We start from the raw sequence: 20,961 nt of genomic DNA, 5'->3' as shown, positions 1-20,961 counted from the left end.
GAATTCTGATTTAAAAGAAGAAGAAAATCAGCCCGACAATGAGAACAATATCGGCAAGCAAAGGGCAAAAAATCCCTTGCCAGAGAACCTTCTGCGGACGAAAGCCCACGCCGTGAATCACACCAGCACAGACGGCCCACATCAGCAATAAACCATGCCAGATTTCCAGTTCACTGGTCTTCGCGGCGAAACGTGACGGGTCCCAAAACATACATCCTGCTAACAGAAGCGCCATCACGAAGGAAAGCGCCCGCAGGGGGCGCTTGTCCATTACCGCATACAAGGTTGCGATAATCTTACTCATCAGATGTCTTCTTGACCGGCTTTGCCTGATTCGACGTGCTCAAGCGCCAGCGCGGTGATTACCCCAAACGAACAGGCAAGAAGCGTTCCCAGAATCCATGCGAAATACCACATTTTTAGCTCCTTACTTAGTACAGAGAGTGGGTGTTACGTTCAATATCTTCTTTGGTGATACGACCGAACATTTTCCAGTAACACCAGGCGGTGTAGAGCAGAATGATCGGTACCAGAACCACCGCAACCCAGGTCATGACGTTAAGCGTCAGCTGGCTGGAAGTTGCATCCCACATTGTCAGACTTGCGTTCATCATGGTGCTGGACGGCATCACAAACGGGAACATTGCGATACCGGCAGTCAGGATGATGCAGGCCAGCGTCAGGGAGGAGAACACAAACGCCCACGCGGCTTTATCCATACGTGCAGTCAGGATGGTCAGCAGCGGCAGAACCACACCCAGTGCCGGAATAGCCCACAGAATTGGCGTGTTGTTGAAGTTAACCAGCCATGCGCCAGCTTCACGAACCACTTCTTTATTCAGCGGGTTAGAGGCTGCGTAATGGTCCATTGTCGATTTCACGACATAACCATCGATACCGTACATCACCCATACGCCAGCCAGTGCGAAGCAGACCAGTGTCACCAGTGCCGCCACCTGAGCCGTTGCACGGGTACGCAGGTGCAGTTCGCCCACGGTACGCATTTGCAGATAGGTTGCGCCCTGAGTAATGATCATCCCTACGCTCACCACGCCTGCCAGCAGGCCGAACGGGTTAAGCAGCTGGAAAAAGTTACCGGTGTAGTACAGACGCAGATATTCATCAACGTTGAACGGTACGCCCTGCAACAGGTTACCGAACGCTACACCAATCACCAGCGGCGGAACGAAGCTACCAATGAAGATGCCCCAGTCCCACATGTTACGCCAGCGGGTTTCTTCAATCTTGGAGCGGTAGTCAAAACCGACCGGACGGAAGAACAAAGACGCCAGCACGAGGATCATCGCCACATAGAAGCCGGAGAACGCAGCGGCATAGACCATCGGCCAGGCAGCAAAGAGTGCGCCGCCCGCGGTGATCAGCCAAACCTGGTTACCGTCCCAGTGTGGTGCAATGGAGTTAATCATAATTCGACGCTCGGTGTCGTTACGACCGAGGAAACGGGTGAGCATGCCCACCCCCATGTCGAAACCGTCAGTGACTGCAAAACCAATCAGCAGAACGCCAACCAGCAGCCACCAGATAAAACGCAATACTTCATAATCGATCATTTGACGACTCCTGTCTTAGCGTGCCGGCTGAGTAGTCGTGGAAGACTGCTCAAAGTGATAGCGACCGGTTTTCAGGCTGCTTGGGCCGAGGCGTGCAAACTTGAACATTAAGAACAATTCTGCCACCAGGAACAGGGTATACAGGCCGCAAATCAGCACCATTGAGAAGATGAGATCGCCTGCGGTCAGTGACGAGTTCGCCACAGCTGTCGGTAGCACTTCACCGATAGCCCACGGTTGGCGGCCATATTCAGCCACAAACCAGCCCGCTTCTACAGCAATCCACGGCAGCGGAATACCGTACAGCGCGGCGCGCAGCAGCCATTTTTTCTCGCCAATGCGGTTGCGGATGACACTCCAGAAAGAGAGCGCGATGATTGCCAGCAGCAGGAAGCCACACGCCACCATGATACGGAACGCGAAGTACAGCGGCGCTACACGCGGAATGGAGTCTTTGGTTGCCTGTTGAATCTGCGCTTCAGTCGCATCAGCCACGTTTGGCGTATAGCGTTTCAGCAGCAGACCGTAACCGAGGTCTTTCTTCATGCTATTGAACTGGTCACGAACCGCCTGGTCGGTAGAACCAGAACGCAGTTGCTCGAGCAGAGAGTACGCCTTCATCCCGTTACGAATGCGTTCTTCATGCTGCACCATCAGTTCTTTCAGGCCGATAACTGGAGTATCCACGGAACGCGTTGCAATGATGCCCAGCGCGTAAGGGATCTGGATCGCAAATTTGTTCGTCTCCTCTTCCTGATCAGGAATGCCGAACAGAGTAAAGGCAGCAGGCGCAGGTTGCGTTTCCCACTCGGCTTCAATAGCAGCCAGTTTGGTTTTCTGCACGTCGCCCATTTCGTAACCAGATTCATCACCCAGAACAATAACAGACAGAACGGCAGCCATACCGAAGCTGGCAGCGATAGCAAAGGAGCGTTTAGCGAAGGCGAAGTCACGACCTTTCAGCATATACCATGCGCTGATACCGAGGATGAACATCGCGCCAGTCACATAACCAGACGCTACAGTGTGAACGAATTTCACCTGAGCAACCGGGTTAAGCACCAGCTCGGAGAAGCTCACCATCTCCATACGCATAGTTTCAAAGTTGAAATCGGACGCGATTGGGTTTTGCATCCAGCCGTTCGCAACCAGAATCCACAGTGCGGACAGGTTTGAACCGAGCGCCACCAGCCAGGTGACACACATATGCTGAACTTTACCCAAACGATCCCAACCGAAGAAGAACAGACCTACAAAGGTGGATTCGAGGAAGAAGGCCATTAGACCTTCGATTGCCAGCGGCGCACCGAAGATATCCCCTACATAGTGGGAATAGTAAGACCAGTTAGTCCCGAACTGGAACTCCATGGTCAGACCGGTAGCCACACCCAGAGCGAAGTTGATACCAAACAACTTGCCCCAGAACTTGGTCATATCTTTATAAATCTGTTTGCCGGAAAGGACGTAGACCGTTTCCATAATGGCCAGCAGGAACGCCATACCGAGCGTCAGTGGCACAAAAAGGAAGTGGTACATCGCGGTCAAGGCAAACTGTAAGCGCGACAGTTCGACTATATCTAACATCATGACTCCTTGCTCATCGCATGAAGACTCCGAGAGTGAACCCCGTTAGAAAGGGTCACACGCATGCCCCAATACAAAATTATTTGCTCGCCTCTATCGTTGCCATTTCATCAAAAGAGGAAAAGACAATGATAAAAAAGTTACAAATATGTTAATGAATAAACCAAATTGATCCCGTAATTATATTACGCCGCAAAATCCTTACAATAAACAGGTTTTTATTGAGCAAATTTGCATTTTTCGACAGTGATCAATTTATAGCGAAATTGTCACGATCTCACCAATTTGATCTACGACAATTTATCGTGTTTTGCAGATTTTTTTCAAGAATTAAAAATTGATTTATATCAAAACCAACCAAATATGTTAATTATGTATAAACCATAGATCATTGGTGATTTTATTGTTAATTTATTGTGAAATATTTATGCAACACAATTATTACAATGAAAAGGTATAGATAAAAAACCAGTGTTTTATTTAACAGAACCGCCTTATCCACTTTTTATAATACCAATTGATTAGATTAGCCAATTTGTTGCTATTTTACATAACATATTTTTATCAAAGTTAATTGATTGTTGCCTTTATGAGCACCGGCCGTAAGCACGTTATGTTATTGTTTCATTAGTAATAATCACTTAAATGTATCGATGAAACAGGTATGACTTAGCGGGAGTGATTGTTTCTGAGTGAACAGAGACCACTTTAGCCTGATAAATGAAAAATGAGCGATTTTTGCAAGTTAGTTTTTCTATAGCCGAGTACGCTCAGCGCCTCGCTTGATTACAATGAGGTTGCTGCTATGAGTCCTGATAATATCGGTTCGGCTGTCAATCGCTTCTCAGGTTGGCCATCTAATGATCCTCTAAAAACAGATAACGAATCAATGACATCACCCGTGGCTGTGCAGGTAATAAAGATGATTGCCGCCATCCTTGACCCATATCGGATAGTCGTTGGAATCGATACACTTTATACAACGCAGCGCGAAACATTTACCTCAGAGAGTCAACAGCTCATTGAATCAGCATTGCAAACACTTCATGTGATAAATTTAAATAACCTGGAAACAAATCTCGATGAGGACGGTCACTATCTGGCTTTTGGATATAACGTTGACACTCCTGACAGAATAACCGTTTCTGCTTATAATGAAAAAAAGCCTGGCTGCTATGGCCAATGTCTTTTAATACAGGATGACGAAACAGACTTATTTAACCTGATAAAAGTTAAAATTTTTGAAGCCAGGCATAATTATGTCGCTCAATTGATGAGAGATCCGGAATTTATGTTCAAATTTAGTTATAGCGCTCAACAAAATAGATTAGAACCTCATCTTCTGGTTCCCACTTATTTCCCTCTAAAAACAAACGAACCGGTTACGCAAGAGGATGTACTGTTACTTTATCGTTTCTTTAAAATGGATGGTGATTTTAATATATTAACATCAGATGAATACATGAGTATCATGACACCTCTGATGAAGTGTGAGCGTAGCATCCACGACCACAACAGGTATGTGACGGGCAAAGATACCCTTCTTCTGGACTATCCTCCTTCTGGTAACCAGATATATTTCCATATTTTTCCTGACGAATCAGCAACACTAGTCCTTTATTTTTCAAACAATGACATTGAATGTTTCGTCTTTGAAAGAGATATTCCGAGCCAGTATCGCTTTTTCAAAATGTTTACCAATCTGGCACTGGTTATTGATCAGTTAACTGATGCCAATCAAATACTTTAATTTTTATATATTCCCTGTGGCAAATATTGCTAAACAATGCCTGGGGATTAATTTTTATTACTCACGGAAAGATTTAAATAATGATCCCATCTCAAATCTCTTTCAACACCCTTCCTGTCAATGCAACATACGCTTCAGAGACAACAGTTGACACACAAAAATTCTCTGACATCCTCTACTCAGCGGGGTGTTCCCTAAAGGATCTGGCTTATCTGAGCAGATGTCTGGCATCAATACATCCGACTATCGCCAAAAACATTTATGAAACAGAAAATCTCAGCGATCAAAAATTACTACATATTGATTGCCGTAGTACAAATGAAATCAAGATAAATATCTTTTTTGGTCAACAACGAGAAGGATTAATTGAAATTAATTCTGACACTGTCATTTTTTCGATATTGTCTTCATTAATTGACTCCGCCATTTCTAAATTTCAACACCAAATCCCCGTTAACGGTTCAGTTAATCGTGAACTATTGTATGAGGATTATACTGATTAAATCCACCCAGTCGCGAAAATGGCCTGCGTTATTGCCAGAGGTAATAAAACCTTTGATTAACGTTACTCATACTGGTAGCACCTTCATGTACCTCTCTTTTTTACGAAAAATCAAAAGAGCTAACTAAGGTCATAATTCGCATGAATCATTAACCATTTGTTATTTTCAACATTATTTTTACATTAAGCAGAGATGAATTGCAGTGAAATTCGACTTAAATTTTATGAAATGCATTTACTCATGGCTAAACCCATATCACTAAAATGCAAATTAGAAGTAGATCACAAATACCTCAATACACCAAATCAAGTTAATTTTAAAAATTTAACATTCATGACATTAGTTGACATAACACACTGAATTAACATGAGAATTTAACAACATACTTTAAACAATCATTTCCCGAAAGACATTTTGAAAATAGATCAATTGCAACATTACGGTCAGATAAAGACACTCCTGTGATATTAAACCTGTGCCGTTATGAACGGCCATAAATACGACGTGTGTAACTTATTTTACTCTCTGTCTTACAAAGGATTACCCATGAAGAAAGCAACACTTGTGATTGGCGTTATTGGCGCGGACTGCCATGCAGTAGGCAATAAAGTTCTGGACCGCGTTTTTAGCAACCATGGCTTCAGAGTCATTAATCTGGGCGTAATGGTCAGCCAGGACGAATATATTGATGCGGCCATTGAAACTGGCGCTGACGCGATTGTCGTCTCCTCTATCTATGGGCATGGCGATATCGACTGTCTGGGCATGCGCGAACGCTGCATCGAGCGTGGACTGGGGGACATCCTGCTCTATGTGGGCGGTAACCTGGTGGTCGGAAAACATGACTTCGCTGACGTGGAAACCAAATTCAAAGAGATGGGATTTGATCGCGTCTTTGCCCCAAGTCATGACTTAGAAGATGTTTGTCAGCTGATGGCCCACGATATCAACCAACGTCATGACGTTGATACTCGTATTCTTGAAGAGGCAATCTGATGCAAATCGTCTCTGTCGATATTGGATCGACGTGGACCAAAGCAGCCCTCTTCGCCCGGGAGGGGGACGCGTTAACGTTGGTTAACCACGTACTGACCCCAACCACCACCCATCATCTGGCGAAGGGGTTTTTCTCCAGCCTGAACCTGGTGTTAAACGTAGATAATGCCCTCCCCCTGTTTAACAACGGTGAGGTTGCATTGAAGTATTCCTCCTCTGCCAAAGGTGGGCTGGCGGTTGCCGCAATGGGGTTGGTGCCTTCTATCACCCTGGAAACCGCGAAAGTAACCGCTCACTCTGCGGGGGCTAAAATTGCGCAATATTACTCCTACAAGCTGAACCGCCGTGATATCCAGGCACTGGAAGAAACGCAGCCCGATATTCTCTTGTTCACCGGCGGCACCGACGGCGGAGAAGAAAGCTACGGCCTGAATAACGCCCGTGTGCTGGCAGAATCCAAACTCGACTGCGCCATTATTTATGCCGGAAACCGGGATATTCAGGACGAGGTGCAGGAGATCCTAGGGCATAAAGACCTGACCATCGTCGACAACGTTCTGCCCGATCTTGACCATCCGAACCCTTTAGCTGCACGCCAGGCTATCTGCGACATATTCCTTAAACGCATCGTTAAAGGGAAAGGGCTGGATGTCGTTGTTGATAAAACAGGCGAAGAACCAATGCCGACACCGTGGACAGTCTTTGAACTGGTTAAGGCAATCAGTAATGTCGATCACAGCTGGAAAGAGTTCATGCTGATCGACATGGGTGGCGCAACCACCGATGTCTATTCCGCCTGTGCCAACACGCTCTCGCCCGACACCGTTTTACACGGCGTACCGGAACCCTTCGTGAAACGGACGGTGGAAGGCGATCTGGGAATGCGCGTCTCGGCAATGGTGGTTGGTGAAAGTGCGAAAGAGTTAGTCAATGTGAATTTTGCTCAGCAACCCGCACAGCTGGACGCTTTTTATCATTACCTCCGTCATCTAGTCGCTCATCCCGACTACTTACCCGCGAATGCAGAAGAAAAATATTTCGATACCGTCCTGGCCGGACTGTGTGTGGGTTATGCCACCGAAAGACATGCGGGCACCAAAAAAGAGGTCTGCACCTGTGTCGGCAATGTCGATTTACAGATGGGACGTGACCTGACAACCGTGCGTAAAGTCGTCGGAACCGGCGGATGGCTCTCGCGTGCCAGTCAGTTCGATATGCATCACTGGTTGAAATACCGCGAGTTAAACGACGACGGTAAACGCATTCTCTTACCGACCGAATTTGAATATTACCGCGATTCCCGGGGGCTATTACCACTGCTGGCAAACGTCGCCAGAGTCGATCCGCTGGCCGCCGCGCGCACCAGTATTCAATGCTTAACCCTATAACAATTAAGGCTGCAATCAATGGAACTTCGAAATAAGAAATTAACCCATGACGAATTCATGACCGAGCGGCAACAGGTACTGAAAACCTGGGAAACCGGCAAGGATGTTGAAAACTTTGAAGATGGCGTTAAATACCAACAAACCATTCCTGAGCATAAACGCTTCTCTCTTGCCCTGCTGAAAGCAGACAAGGAAGGTAAAACTCTTAGCCAACCGCGCGCAGGCGTGGCGCTGATGGACGAACACATCGAACTACTGAAAACACTACAAGAAGAATGCGATCTGCTGCCGAGCACCATCGACGCATATACCCGTCTGAATCGGTACGAAGAAGCGGCTGTAGGGATTAAAAAATCCATCGAAGCCGGAACCTCTAAACTGAACGGTTTACCGGTCGTTAACCACGGCGTCGCAGCTTGCCGTCGCCTCACCGAAACTTTGCAAAAACCGCTACAGATCCGCCACGGCACGCCAGATGCGCGTCTGCTGGCTGAAATCTCGATGGCCAGCGGCTTTACCAGTTATGAAGGCGGCGGCATTTCCTACAATATTCCGTATGCCAAGCGCGTAACGCTGGAAAAATCGATCCGCGACTGGCAGTACTGCGACCGTTTAATGGGGATGTATGAAGAACACGGGATCCGCATCAACCGCGAACCGTTTGGCCCACTAACGGGTACCCTGATCCCGCCGTTTATCTCGCACTCTATCGCGATAATCGAAGGCTTGCTGGCGCTGGAACAGGGTGTGAAATCTATCACCGTTGGTTATGGACAGGTCGGCAGCCTGACGCAGGATGTTGCGGCGATCCAGTCTCTGCGTGAACTTGCACACGAATATTTTCAGATCTATGGCTATACCGACTATGAATTAAGTACCGTGTTTCACCAGTGGATGGGCGGCTTTCCGGAAGACGAATCGAAAGCGTTCGCTATTATCTCCTGGGGCGCAGCCGTCGCGGGGATGTCTGGTGCCACCAAAGTCATCACCAAAAGTCCGCACGAAGCCTGGGGTATCCCGACTGCCGCTGCCAACATTCAGGGGCTGAAAGCCTCCCGCCAGATGCTCAACATGGTCAACGAGCAGAAATTCCCGCCGTGCCCTGCGGTTGAACTGGAAATTGAACTGATTAAGAGCGAGGTTCGCGCGGTACTGAATAAAGTGTTCGAACTGGGTAATGGTGATATTGCGCGCGGTACGGTGCTGGCATTTGAAGCGGGCGTACTGGATGTGCCGTTTGCGCCAGCCGCCTGCAACGCGGGCAAAATTCTTCCGGTCCGTGACAACACCGGCGCGATACGCGTACTGGAAGCCGGAGCCGTTCCATTGCCAAAAGATATTCTCGACCTCCACCACGATTACGTTGCGGAACGCGCACGCTTTGAAGGACGCCAACCGACATTCCAGATGGTTGTAGATGACATCAATGCTGTATCCCACAGTAAATTAATAGGAAGACCATAATGAAAATAAAACAGGCTCTGTTCACCGCTGGCTACTCCTCATTCTATTTCGATGACCAGCAGGCGATAAAAAACGGAGCGGGTCATGACGGCTTTTTTTATACCGGGGAGCCGGTAACACAGGGGTTTAACGCCGTTCGTCAGGCCGGGGAGTGCGTATCGGTACAGTTGATTCTGGAAAACGGCGCGGTCGCCGTAGGTGACTGTGCTGCCGTACAGTATTCCGGGGCAGGTGGTCGCGATCCACTGTTCCTCGCTGAGCACTTTATTCCGTTCCTCAACGACCATATCAAGCCATTACTGGTAGGCCGCGATGTGGATGCTTTCCTGCCGAATGCCCGTTTCTTCGACAAATTGCGTATTGACGGCAACTTGCTGCATACCGCCGTGCGCTACGGATTATCACAGGCGCTGCTTGATGCTACCGCGCTGGCAACCGGCCGTCTGAAAACTGAAGTGGTCTGTGATGAATGGCAGTTGCCACGCGTGGCGGAATCCATTCCATTATTTGGTCAGAGCGGGGACGATCGATATATCGCCGTCGATAAGATGATCCTTAAGGGCATCGACGTGCTGCCCCATGCACTGATTAATAACGTCGAAGAGAAACTGGGCTTTAAAGGTGAAAAACTGCGCGAATATGTCCGCTGGCTGTCGGATCGTATTCTGAGCAAGCGCACCAGCGCACGCTACCACCCTACCCTGCACATCGATGTATACGGCACTATCGGTCTGATCTTCGATATGGATCCGCTTCGCTGTGCGCAATACATCGCCAGCCTGGAAAAAGAAGCGCAAGGCCTGCCGCTCTACATTGAAGGGCCGGTCGATGCCGGTAACAAGCCCGATCAAATTCGCCTGCTGACCGCGATTACCAAAGAGCTGACGCGCCTCGGTTCCGGCGTGAAAATTGTGGCCGATGAATGGTGTAACACCTACCAGGATATTGTTGATTTCACTGATGCCGCCAGTTGCCACATGGTGCAAATCAAAACCCCGGATCTGGGCAGTATTCACAACATCGTCGATGCAGTTCTTTATTGCAACAGCCACAGCATGGAAGCGTACCAGGGCGGCACCTGCAATGAAACTGATGTCAGTGCCCGCACCTGTGTCCACGTCGCCCTTGCCGCTCGCCCCATGCGTATGCTGGTAAAACCAGGGATGGGCTTTGACGAAGGCCTCGATATCGTCTTCAACGAAATGAATCGTACTATCGCGCTGTTGCAGGCTAAGGATTAACAAATGGCTCGTTCTTTTAAAGTCTTATCGCCAACGGCAATCCTCGGGTATGGATTCCCGGAAGAGAGCTTCCGCAAAGCGATGGCAGAATCGCCCGATCTGATCGCCGTTGATGCAGGCTCTTCCGATCCTGGCCCCCACTACCTCGGGGCGGGCAAACCGTTTACCGATCGCGCAGGGGTCAAGCGTGATTTGCGCTATATGATCACCGCAGGCGTGCAAAATAATATACCGGTGGTGATCGGAACGGCCGGCGGTTCTGGTGCCGCTCCACACCTGGAGTGGTGCCGAGAAATAATTCATGAGATTGCCCGGGAAGAGCAACTCGCGTTCTCGATGGCGCTGATCCCGGCAGACGTTGACAAAGCCATCGTCCACCAGGCGCTGGATAACGGCAAAATCACGGCGCTGGATTTTGTCCCGCCGTTAACCCACGACGCGATTGACGAAAGTACGTATATCGTCGCGCAAATGGGCATCGAACCCTTCCAGCGGGCGCTGAAAGAAGGCGCGCAAGTGGTGCTGGGCGGGCGCGCTTACGACCCGGCCTGCTTTGCTGCGCTCCCGATCATGCAAGGCTTTGATGAAGGTCTGGCGCTGCATTGTGGGAAAATCCTTGAATGCGCGGCAATCGCCGCAACGCCCGGCTCAGGCTCTGACTGTGCGATGGGCATCATTGATGACAACGGCTTTACGCTGAAGACATTTAATCCGAAGCGTAAATTTACCGAAACGTCAGCGGCTGCACACACACTGTATGAGAAATCCGATCCCTACTTCCTGCCTGGACCTGGCGGCGTGTTGAACCTGAAAGGCTGCACATTTAAAGCGGTCAATGACGGCGAAGTGTACGTCAGCGGTTCTAAGCATGAAGAAACGCCGTATGCCCTGAAACTGGAAGGTGCGCGACGGGTGGGCTTCCGCTGTCTGACCATCGCAGGAACGCGCGACCCGATCATGATCGCCGGGATCGATAAAATCATCGATGAAGTCAAAACCAGCGTTTCACGTAACCTGTCGCTCGACGATGACAGCATTCGCATCAATTTCCACCTGTACGGCAAAAACGGGGTGATGGGCGACCATGAACCGATGCAAACTGCCGGGCATGAGCTGGGGATTGTCCTTGATGTAGTTGCACCGACCCAGGAAATTGCCAATAGCGTTTGCTCGCTGGTGCGCTCTACCATGCTGCACTACGGCTATGAAAACCGCATCGCTACCGCAGGCAATCTGGCGTTCCCGTTCTCCCCTTCTGATATCCAGGGCGGGCCGGTATACGAATTTTCCATATATCACCTGATTGAAGCCAACGACGCTCTGCGTTTTGATTTCCATATTGAACAGGTGACGCCAGAAGGAGTTCAGGCATGAAACAGTCAATTGTCTCACTGGCGCAAGTCATTCGTTCGAAAAATGCCGGACCTTACGAACTGGTTTTAGATATTTTATTTAAAACGAAAGAAAACTATGAGCGAGTTAAATCATCAGGGCAATTAACCCCAGAACTGATTGCGCGCTTATATCATGTTGAACCTGACTTTATTCACCGTATTGTCTGGTTTGATCCTTCTAACGCAGTAAAAATCGTCATGCCACGAGATATTATCTCCGGGAATGTAGGTGACAATGATGTCTATGGTGCACAGCAACATGCACCTTTATTAAATATGAGTTTCGATTTGTAAAAATCCGAATACTTTTAGCCAACTGACATCCCGTCACTTATTGCAGTTCAACACTTCAGCTATTTGTAAGGTTGTAATAGCAGGTAGATGCCTGAATCTCTATTCAGGCTTCTACTTCTCCTGATTCTGATTTATCGCCGTGCACCTGATGGAGGAAAAAATGAAGAAAATAAGTTTAACCACGATGATTCTTTTGGCGCTGGTACTTGGAATGATTATCGGCGTAGTGCTCAATAACACTGCTTCACCGGAAACCGCAAAACTCTATGCGCAAGAAATATCGATATTCACGACGATTTTCTTACGACTGATAAAAATGATTATCGCTCCGTTAGTGGTCTCTACCCTGGTGGTAGGTATAGCTAAAATGGGAGATGCCAAAGCCCTTGGTCGTATTTTTTCTAAAACACTCTTTTTATTTATTTGCGCCTCATTGCTGTCAATCGCCTTAGGCTTGATAACAGTAAATTTCTTCATGCCAGGCACAGGAATTAATTTTGTTGCACACGGAGCCGAAACCACCGGAGTGGTCGCGTCAGAACCCTTTACGCTAAAAGTATTTATTTCGCATGCTTTCCCCACCAGCATTGTCGATGCCATGGCGCACAATGAAATTTTGCAAATCGTGGTGTTCTCAATTTTCCTCGGCTGTAGCCTGACGGCGATTGGTGAGAAAGGCAGCGCCATCGTTCACGCCTTAGATTCGCTGGCACATGCCATGTTAAAGCTCACTGGCTACGTCATGCTCTTCGCTCCCCTGACCGTATTCGCCGCTATTTCAGCATTGATTGCTGAACGAGGACTGGCAGTTATGGTGAGCGCCGGGATCTTTATGGGTGAATTTTATTTCACCATGTTGTTACTTTGGGTGCTGCTTATCGGTCTGGCCATCGTTTATGTCGGCCCCTGCATCAGACGCCTGACCCGTGCCCTTTCGGAACCCGCCCTGCTGGCATTTACCACATCCAGTTCTGAAGCGGCTTTTCCGGGAACGCTTGAAAAACTGGAGCAATTTGGCGTTTCCCCCAAAATTGCCAGCTTTGTCTTACCCATTGGCTACTCATTTAATCTCGTTGGATCAATGGCCTACTGCTCCTTCGCCACAGTTTTCATCGCCCAGGCCTGCAATATCCATTTATCCATCGGTGAGCAAATCACCATGCTGTTGATCCTGATGTTGACCTCGAAAGGAATGGCTGGCGTACCACGCGCCTCAATGGTGGTTATCGCCGCCACGCTCAACCAGTTCAATATTCCGGAAGCGGGGCTGATCTTGCTGATGGGCGTTGATCCGTTCCTTGATATGGGGCGTTCCGCGACAAACGTCATGAGCAACGCAATGGGCGCTGCGATGGTGAGTCGGTGGGAAGGCGAACATTTCGGCGAGGGCTGTCGGGGTAAAGCATTAAAACCCAATGAATCGAACGTTGCTCTGCCCTGAGGGGGATCTTAAGCAATCAGAAGCCAATGACTACGCATTTTTATAAGCCGGATCATGAAGTTAGACGGCAATTAAGTAAAACTAACGTTTAAGGTGAAAAGTGAAATATGTCCAAACCATTTATCTGGCAAGAACCGTTTCTACAAAATAAAGACGGTACAGAATATACATTAATTAGCGATCAACATATTACAGTAACGGAATTAGACGGCGAAGAAGTGATAAAAATCGCTCCTGAAGCATTAACGCTGCTTGCCCGGCAGGCATTTTATGAAGCCTCTTTTTTCTTACGTTCCGCTCATTTGCAACAGGTCGCCAGCATTCTTAACGATCCGCACGCCAGTAGTAATGATAAATACGTTGCGTTGCAGTTATTACGTAATGCTGAAGTCTCAGCAAAAGGGGTATTACCCAACTGTCAGGATACCGGCACCGCAACTATTGTTGCCAGTAAAGGGCAACAGATATGGACCGGAGGTAACGACGCTGAAGCCTTAAGCAAAGGCATTTACACCACTTTTCAGGAAAATAATCTGCGCTTTTCACAAAATGCGCCACTGGATATGTTTACCGAAGTCAATACGCAAACCAATCTCCCGGCGCAGATTGATATCAGCGCCGTCGCTGGTGATGAGTACCATTTTCTCTGTATTAATAAAGGGGGCGGCTCTGCCAATAAAGCCGCGCTTTATCAGGAAACCAAATCCCTATTGCAACCAGAAAAACTGACCGCATTTTTAATCGAAAAAATGAAATCGCTGGGCACCGCTGCCTGCCCGCCTTACCACATCGCCTTTGTCGTCGGAGGGCTTTCAGCCGATCAAACCTTAAAAGTTGCCAAGCTGGCCTCAACGAAATATTACGACAATTTGCCCACCAGCGGAAACGAGCAAGGACAAGCATTCCGTGATATTGAGCTGGAAAAAGTATTGCTCGAGGCCAGTCAGCAATTTGGTATTGGTGCGCAATTTGGGGGTAAATATTTCGCTCATGATATTCGCGTCATTCGTCTGCCGCGTCACGGTGGCTCTTGCCCGATAGCTATGGCGCTCTCCTGTTCTGCGGATCGCAATATCAAAGCAAAAATTAACAAGCACGGTATCTGGCTGGAAAAACTCGAACACAATCCGGGGCAATATATTCCAGCCTCACTGCGGGAAGAAAATCACGCGCAACATGTACAGCTGGATCTAAACCGTCCGTTGCGTGACGTGATGCAGGATCTCGCCAGATTACCGGTAGGCACCCGCGTGTCGTTAAGTGGTCCCATCGTAGTGGCGCGCGATATCGCCCACGCCAAAATAAAAGCGCGGCTGGATAGCGGCGAACCGATGCCGGATTACCTGAAGCATCATATTGTCTATTACGCTGGCCCGGCGAAAACACCGGAGAACATGGCCTGCGGTTCACTGGGTCCAACCACGGGCGGTCGAATGGACGGTTATGTCGATACCTTCCAGGCGGCTGGCGGCAGTCTGGTGATGTTATCGAAAGGTAACCGCAGCCAGCAGGTCACCGATGCCTGTCACAAACATGGCGGCTTCAATCTGGGGAGTATTGGCGGTGCAGCTGCGTTACTGGCGCAAGAATATGTCAAAAGTCTGCGTTGCCTGGAATACCCGGAGCTGGGTATGGAAGCGGTGTGGATGATGGAAGTGGAAAATTTACCCGCATTCATCCTGGTAGATGATAAAGGCAATAATTTCTTTAGTCAGTTTGAGCAGCAACACCGCTGCGCCAGTTGCCCTGCGGGACATTAAGGAAAATGAATGGAAGCGCGAATTTCAACTGAACGGCATGTGCAGCGCCAGCAGAAATTGAAGGAACAGGTCGATACGCGCGTCGCGGCGGCGATAGAGAAAAAAGGGATTTTGATTGTTTTCACCGGCAATGGCAAAGGGAAATCCACTGCCGCGTTTGGTACTGTGACGCGCGCGGTGGGTCATGGCAAAACGGTGGGGGTTGCGCAGTACATCAAGGGGCAATGGGACAACGGCGAATACAACCTTCTCCAGCCGCTGGGGGTTGAGTTTCATATTATGGGAACCGGTTTTACCTGGGAGACACAGAACCGGCAAGCGGATATCGACGCGGCGAAAGAGGTCTGGTCGGAAAGCAAACGGATGCTGGCTGACAAGCGTTACGACTTAGTGGTGCTTGATGAGCTGACCTATATGCTGGCTTACCATTATCTGGATACCGAAGAAGTGATCGCTTCTCTGCAAAACCGCCCGGCACAACAAAGTGTCATTGTCACCGGACGCGGTTGCCACAGTCAGATATTAAAAATGGCGGATACGGTCAGCGAAATCCGCCCCGTCAAACATGCTTTTGATAACGGCATTCAGGCCCAGCCGGGTATCGACTGGTAATAACTGCGCCTGGCATCCCGCCAGGCGCAGGTTTTACATCTCCTGCGGTACGACCGATTTCGCCAGCAACCATTCACGAAATTGCTGCAAGTGCGGTGAGTCAGACTTCTCTTCCTGCCACGTCATAATAAAACGATTACCGGTACGAATAGGCACATCACAGGGAATCACCATATCGCCACTATCCAAATCATGTTGAATAGCGAACCGTGGTAACAGCGCCACGCCGAGATTAGAGCGCACGGCGGCAATCAGCATTGAAAGCAAATCGAAACGTGGTCCGTTATTGACCAGCGGACTGCTAACGCCAGATAAAGCAAACCACTCTTCCCAGCCAGTAATACGGGTGCTTTGATGCAGAAGTGGTAACTCAGTAAGCAGTTCTGCCACTGACAGTTTTTGATCGGACATTGCAAGCAAACTGCCGCTGCATACCGGCAAAATCTCCTCATCAAAGAGATATTCTACTTCCGCCCAGGGCGCGCAAAAATTTTCGCGCATAATGACAGCATCGTACTCCCGATTAAGAAAATCGCCGTTATTAGCTAAAGAATGAATATTAACAATAATATCGGGATGTAACTTTGTGAATTCATGTAAATTTGGGATTAACCAGTGGGTACTAAACGTAGGATTCACGGCAAGTTCAATAACCTGAACCGTAGGCTGCCAGGTCATAATGGTATTGGTATCGCGTTCCAGCTTATTTAATGTTTCTTTTACTATCCCCAGGTAATACTTCCCTGCATCATTAAGAAAAATGCGTTTTTTAGAGTGTGAAAATAACGGAGTATGTAAAAATTCCTCCAGCGCACTTACTTGTCTGAATACTGCACTTTGGGTTAACGCTAACTCCTCTGCCGCTCTGGTATAACTTTCATGACGTGCGACGACCTCAAAAGTCACCAGCAGTTCCGTTTTAGGTATTTTTCCTCGCATAATGCCTTCCCTTAAAAATAGTTGAAACTATCAAAAAACCATTACTTATTGCTAAGTAATGGCAACCAAAGCAGCAATCAATATTTTATAAAAATCATGTTCGATATTTATAACCTGGTAAGCCTGGCGTGACAATTGTCTTAATCAGATAATAATAATCCGAAAAGCACAGCACCTTTCGAATTATCAGGAATTACATTAAGTGAAAATTATTAAATTGATATCATTTATCATATCTGTGGATATTATGATAAACAATCAACATAGATTTTATTTTTGATTTATAGCATATCCCTCTAAGAATTTTTGCGATGCTTCAATATCCGGGGTAAAGACCCGATCCTGACTGACAAATGGCACGACTTGACGATAAGCGGTGAACATCGCTTTTGTTGATTTACTTAACGCTACGGTCAAACGCTGGGAAGCCAGTGCATCAGGTAACGATTCGAAATTCGCCGTCGTTCTTATTCGTGGCTTGCGGTCGGTCGCGGCAATCCACAGTGGCTGTGGTCATGCAGTCAAGCCTGCAGTCAGATTCCGACCGTGGTTAACGTTTAAGGCATAAAAAAGGCCATCATATGATGGCCAACCATGTCGAAACCGACAGCCCTTCGCCATTCCTGTAGAGGGAAGCGGCGAGGGCTATTTCTTATTACAGATATTTATTTCAGAACAGTTTTCAGTGCTTCACCGATATCCGCCAGGCTGCGAACGGTTTTCACGCCTGCGGCTTCCAGAGCAGCAAATTTCTCATCCGCAGTCCCTTTCCCACCGGCAATGATGGCACCCGCGTGGCCCATACGTTTGCCTTTCGGCGCAGTCACACCAGCGATGTAACCCACAACAGGCTTGGTAACGTGCTCTTTGATGTACGCAGCCGCTTCTTCTTCAGCGCTACCGCCGATCTCACCGATCATCACGATCGCTTCGGTCTGCGGATCTTTTTCGAACATTTCGAGGATGTCGATAAAGTTAGAGCCAGGGATCGGGTCGCCGCCGATACCAACACAGGTCGACTGACCGAAACCGTAATCCGTGGTCTGTTTAACCGCTTCATAGGTCAGTGTACCGGAACGGGAAACGATACCCACTTTACCCGGTTTGTGAATGTGACCAGGCTGGATACCGATTTTGCATTCACCCGGAGTGATAACGCCCGGGCAGTTCGGGCCGATCATGCGAACGCCCGCTTCATCCAGTTTCACCTTCACGGTCAGCATATCCAGCGTCGGGATGCCTTCAGTGATGGTGATAATCAGTTTGATGCCTGCATCAATAGCTTCCAGAATGGAGTCTTTGCAGAACGGTGCTGGTACGTAGATAACAGAAGCGGTAGCGCCAGTAGCAGCAACAGCTTCACGCACGGTGTTGAACACCGGCAGGCCGAGGTGGGTGGTGCCGCCTTTACCTGGGGTTACGCCGCCAACCATTTTAGTGCCGTATGCAATAGCCTGTTCTGAGTGGAAAGTCCCCTGGCTACCGGTAAAGCCCTGGCAGATAACCTTGGTGTTTTTATCAATTAAAATGGACATTATTTCCCCTCCACTGCGGCAACAACCTGCTGAGCTGCATCCGTCAGACCTTTTGCTGCAATAATATTCAGGCCGCTGTCAGCCAGTTTCTTCGCGCCGAGTTCGGCGTTGTTACCTTCCAGACGTACCACGACCGGTACGTTAACACCCACTTCCGCTACCGCGCCGATGATACCGTCAGCGATCAGGTCGCAACGAACGATACCGCCGAAGATGTTAACCAGAACGGCTTTCACTTTGTCGTCAGAGAGGATGATTTTGAACGCTTCGGTTACGCGCTCTTTGGTTGCGCCGCCGCCAACGTCCAGGAAGTTAGCTGGTTCGCCGCCGTGCAGTTTAACGATGTCCATGGTGCCCATCGCCAGGCCTGCGCCGTTAACCATACAACCGATGTTACCGTCCAGCGCAACGTAGTTCAGTTCCCACTGTGCAGCCTGTGCTTCACGCGGATCTTCCTGCGACTGGTCACGCATTTCGCGCAGATCAGGCTGGCGGAACAGTGCGTTGCCATCAGCGCCCAGTTTGCCGTCGAGGCAAATCAGATCGCCCTGTTTGGTGATGACCAGCGGGTTGATTTCGATCAGCGCCAGGTCGCGCTCCAGGAAAATGGTCGCCAGGCCCATGAAGATTTTGGTGAACTGCTGAACCAGTTTACCTTCCAGACCCAGTTTGAACGCCAGCTCGCGTCCCTGATACGGCATCGGGCCAGTCAGCGGATCAAGCGCAACTTTGTGGATCAGGTGCGGAGTTTCTTCCGCCACTTTTTCGATTTCCACGCCGCCTTCGGTGGAGGCCATAAAGACCACGCGACGTGAACTACGGTCTACAACGGCACCGAGATACAGCTCTTTAGCGATATCGGTCGCTGCTTCAACCAGAATCTGGTTAACCGGTTGGCCATTGGCATCTGTTTGATACGTTACCAGACGCTTGCCCAGCCAGTTTTCTGCAAAAGCACGGATGTCTTCTTTGCTGTTTACCACTTTCACACCGCCCGCTTTACCGCGGCCACCAGCGTGAACCTGACATTTCACTACCCACGGACCGGCACCGATTTTTGAAGCGGCTTCTTCTGCTTCGCGCGGAGTAGTACAGGCATAACCCACCGGTGCTGGTAAGCCATAGCGGGCAAAAAGTTGTTTTGCCTGATATTCATGTAAGTTCATGTGTTCTGTCCATCCTTCAGTAATCGTTATCTTTTAAACCGTAGACCGACACCCTATCCACGTCGGTCTACAGTGCAGGTGAAACTTAAACTACTACACGTCCAGCAGCAGACGCGTCGGATCTTCCAGCAACTCTTTGATCGTTACCAGGAAGCCCACGGATTCGCGACCATCGATCAGACGGTGATCGTAGGACAGCGCCAGGTACATCATCGGCAGGATCTCAACCTGACCATTCACCGCCATCGGACGATCTTTGATAGCGTGCATACCCAGAATTGCGCTCTGCGGCGGGTTGATGATCGGCGTAGACATCAGGGAACCGAACACACCACCGTTGGTGATGGTGAAGTTACCACCGGTCAGATCTTCAACCGTCAGCTTGCCGTCACGGCCTTTAACTGCCAGCTCTTTAATTTTCTTCTCAATGTCTGCCATACCGAGGGTATCGACATCACGCAGTACCGGCGTCACCAGGCCGCGCGGCGTAGAAACCGCCATGCTGACGTCGAAATAGTTGTGGTAAACCACGTCATCGCCGTCGATAGAAGCATTCACTTCCGGGTAACGTTTCAGGGCTTCAACCACCGCTTTCACGTAGAAGGACATAAAGCCCAGACGGATGCCGTGGCGTTTTTCAAACGCTTCACCGTACTGCTTACGCAGATCCATAATCGGCTTCATGTTGACTTCGTTGAACGTGGTCAGCATGGCGGTGGAGTTTTTCGCTTCCAGCAGACGCTCTGCCACACGCTTACGCAGGCGAGTCATCGGCACACGTTTTTCGCTACGTGCAGCCAGGGCCGGTTGCGCCGCCGGAGCAGCCGCTGCCGGAGCAGACTCTTTCGCCGGGGCTTTCGCCAGATGTTTTTCCACATCTTCACGGGTCAGACGACCACCTACACCGGTGCCTTTAATGGCGCTGGCATCAAGATTGTGTTCAGCCAGCAGGCGACGGATCGCCGGGCTTAACGCATCGTTGTTTTGCTCTTCCAGAGACGCCTGCTGGCGTTGCGCCGGAGTGGACGCTTTCTCTTCAGATTTGGCGCTGGTTTCTTTACCGGCGCTGTTGCCTTCACGCAGGCGACCAAGGATCTGACGAGACGTTACCGTTGTACCTTCATCTTCCAGAACCGCATCCAGAATGCCGTCTGCTGATGCCGGTACTTCCAGTACCACTTTGTCAGTTTCGATTTCTACCAGCACTTCATCACGTACGACTGCGTCGCCGGGTTTTTTATGCCAGGTTGCGACGGTGGCATCGGCTACGGATTCAGGCAGGTCAGGGACCAGAATATCTACGCTACTCATTGTGTATCCTTT

19 protein-coding genes are annotated in these 20,961 nt (G+C 49.2%); 11 read left to right on the top strand and 8 right to left on the bottom strand.

The window, feature by feature from the left end:
- Positions 1-10 precede the first annotated feature (10 nt).
- Genes ybgE through cydA form a run of 4 tightly spaced genes read right to left on the bottom strand, consistent with a single transcriptional unit; the run spans position 11 to position 3,155 of the window.
- Positions 11-304, bottom strand: a complete 294-nt coding sequence (ybgE, locus tag ACJHWR_RS07985) for a cyd operon protein YbgE (RefSeq protein WP_000034602.1) — start codon at positions 302-304, stop codon at positions 11-13.
- Positions 304-417: a cytochrome bd-I oxidase subunit CydX gene (gene cydX / locus ACJHWR_RS07980; RefSeq protein ID WP_000270282.1), complete on the bottom strand. Its 114-nt coding sequence runs from the start codon at positions 415-417 to the stop codon at positions 304-306. The genes ybgE and cydX overlap by 1 nt, the downstream gene beginning before the upstream one ends.
- Before the next feature lie 14 nt (positions 418-431).
- A complete protein-coding gene (gene cydB / locus ACJHWR_RS07975; RefSeq protein WP_000568275.1) occupies positions 432-1,571 on the bottom strand; it encodes a cytochrome d ubiquinol oxidase subunit II in 1,140 nt (379 codons plus the stop codon).
- Between the two features lie 15 nt (positions 1,572-1,586).
- Positions 1,587-3,155: a cytochrome ubiquinol oxidase subunit I gene (gene cydA, locus ACJHWR_RS07970; protein WP_000884361.1), complete on the bottom strand. Its 1,569-nt coding sequence runs from the start codon at positions 3,153-3,155 to the stop codon at positions 1,587-1,589.
- An 805-nt stretch (positions 3,156-3,960) separates the two neighbouring features.
- On the opposite strand from cydA, the gene ACJHWR_RS07965 reads away from it, so the two are divergent.
- The 11 genes from ACJHWR_RS07965 to cobO all read left to right on the top strand — a co-directional run bounded on the left by ACJHWR_RS07965 (position 3,961) and on the right by cobO (position 15,998).
- Positions 3,961-4,905 carry a hypothetical protein gene (locus ACJHWR_RS07965; RefSeq protein WP_012311832.1) on the top strand — a complete coding sequence of 315 codons (945 nt, stop codon included), beginning with the start codon at positions 3,961-3,963 and terminating at the stop codon, positions 4,903-4,905.
- Positions 4,906-4,985: 80 nt separating this feature from the next.
- A complete protein-coding gene (locus ACJHWR_RS07960; protein WP_000613114.1) occupies positions 4,986-5,408 on the top strand; it encodes a hypothetical protein in 423 nt (140 codons plus the stop codon).
- Positions 5,409-5,954: 546 nt separating this feature from the next.
- Positions 5,955-6,404 (top strand): methylaspartate mutase subunit S, encoded by a 450-nt coding sequence (gene glmS / locus ACJHWR_RS07955; RefSeq protein ID WP_000710397.1) that lies wholly within the window; start codon positions 5,955-5,957, stop codon positions 6,402-6,404.
- Entirely contained in the window at positions 6,404-7,792 is a 1,389-nt protein-coding gene (gene glmL / locus ACJHWR_RS07950) for a methylaspartate mutase accessory protein GlmL (RefSeq protein WP_001167698.1), read from the top strand. Before glmS ends, glmL begins: the two co-directional genes overlap by 1 nt.
- Positions 7,793-7,810: 18 nt before the next feature.
- Positions 7,811-9,256, top strand: a complete 1,446-nt coding sequence (locus tag ACJHWR_RS07945; RefSeq protein WP_410226690.1) for a methylaspartate mutase subunit E — start codon at positions 7,811-7,813, stop codon at positions 9,254-9,256.
- Entirely contained in the window at positions 9,256-10,497 is a 1,242-nt protein-coding gene (locus ACJHWR_RS07940; protein WP_000695027.1) for a methylaspartate ammonia-lyase, read from the top strand. The genes ACJHWR_RS07945 and ACJHWR_RS07940 overlap by 1 nt, the downstream gene beginning before the upstream one ends.
- Positions 10,498-10,500: 3 nt before the next feature.
- Positions 10,501-11,871 (top strand): acyclic terpene utilization AtuA family protein, encoded by a 1,371-nt coding sequence (locus ACJHWR_RS07935; RefSeq protein ID WP_000124270.1) that lies wholly within the window; start codon positions 10,501-10,503, stop codon positions 11,869-11,871.
- The gene (locus ACJHWR_RS07930) at positions 11,868-12,185 is read left to right on the top strand and encodes a DUF4387 domain-containing protein (RefSeq protein WP_000813947.1); all 318 of its coding nucleotides are present in this window, start codon (positions 11,868-11,870) and stop codon (positions 12,183-12,185) included. The genes ACJHWR_RS07935 and ACJHWR_RS07930 overlap by 4 nt, the downstream gene beginning before the upstream one ends.
- Before the next feature lie 160 nt (positions 12,186-12,345).
- On the top strand, positions 12,346-13,626 hold the full coding sequence (locus tag ACJHWR_RS07925) for a dicarboxylate/amino acid:cation symporter (RefSeq protein WP_000724204.1): 1,281 nt from the start codon (positions 12,346-12,348) through the stop codon (positions 13,624-13,626).
- 107 nt (positions 13,627-13,733) lie between these two features.
- On the top strand, positions 13,734-15,386 hold the full coding sequence (locus tag ACJHWR_RS07920; protein WP_000042466.1) for a class I fumarate hydratase: 1,653 nt from the start codon (positions 13,734-13,736) through the stop codon (positions 15,384-15,386).
- A gap of 9 nt (positions 15,387-15,395) precedes the next feature.
- A complete protein-coding gene (gene cobO, locus ACJHWR_RS07915; protein ID WP_000388207.1) occupies positions 15,396-15,998 on the top strand; it encodes a cob(I)yrinic acid a,c-diamide adenosyltransferase in 603 nt (200 codons plus the stop codon).
- A gap of 33 nt (positions 15,999-16,031) precedes the next feature.
- Here cobO and ACJHWR_RS07910 read toward each other — a convergent pair whose 3' ends face one another.
- The 4 genes from ACJHWR_RS07910 to odhB form a co-directional block, all read right to left on the bottom strand.
- A complete protein-coding gene (locus tag ACJHWR_RS07910) occupies positions 16,032-16,937 on the bottom strand; it encodes a LysR substrate-binding domain-containing protein (protein ID WP_001214258.1) in 906 nt (301 codons plus the stop codon).
- A gap of 665 nt (positions 16,938-17,602) precedes the next feature.
- Positions 17,603-18,472 carry a succinate--CoA ligase subunit alpha gene (gene sucD / locus ACJHWR_RS07905; protein WP_000025458.1) on the bottom strand — a complete coding sequence of 290 codons (870 nt, stop codon included), beginning with the start codon at positions 18,470-18,472 and terminating at the stop codon, positions 17,603-17,605.
- Positions 18,472-19,638, bottom strand: a complete 1,167-nt coding sequence (gene sucC / locus ACJHWR_RS07900; protein WP_001048602.1) for an ADP-forming succinate--CoA ligase subunit beta — start codon at positions 19,636-19,638, stop codon at positions 18,472-18,474. Before sucC ends, sucD begins: the two co-directional genes overlap by 1 nt.
- Positions 19,639-19,731: 93 nt before the next feature.
- Positions 19,732-20,949, bottom strand: a complete 1,218-nt coding sequence (odhB, locus tag ACJHWR_RS07895) for a 2-oxoglutarate dehydrogenase complex dihydrolipoyllysine-residue succinyltransferase (protein WP_000099823.1) — start codon at positions 20,947-20,949, stop codon at positions 19,732-19,734.
- Positions 20,950-20,961: the final 12 nt, after the last annotated feature.

The organism is Escherichia sp. WS568, from assembly GCF_046486085.1.
GTDB lineage: Bacteria > Pseudomonadota > Gammaproteobacteria > Enterobacterales > Enterobacteriaceae > Escherichia > Escherichia coli.
The sequence above is the reverse complement of the archived record's forward strand: the minus strand, read 5'-3'. Positions and strand labels throughout refer to the sequence as shown.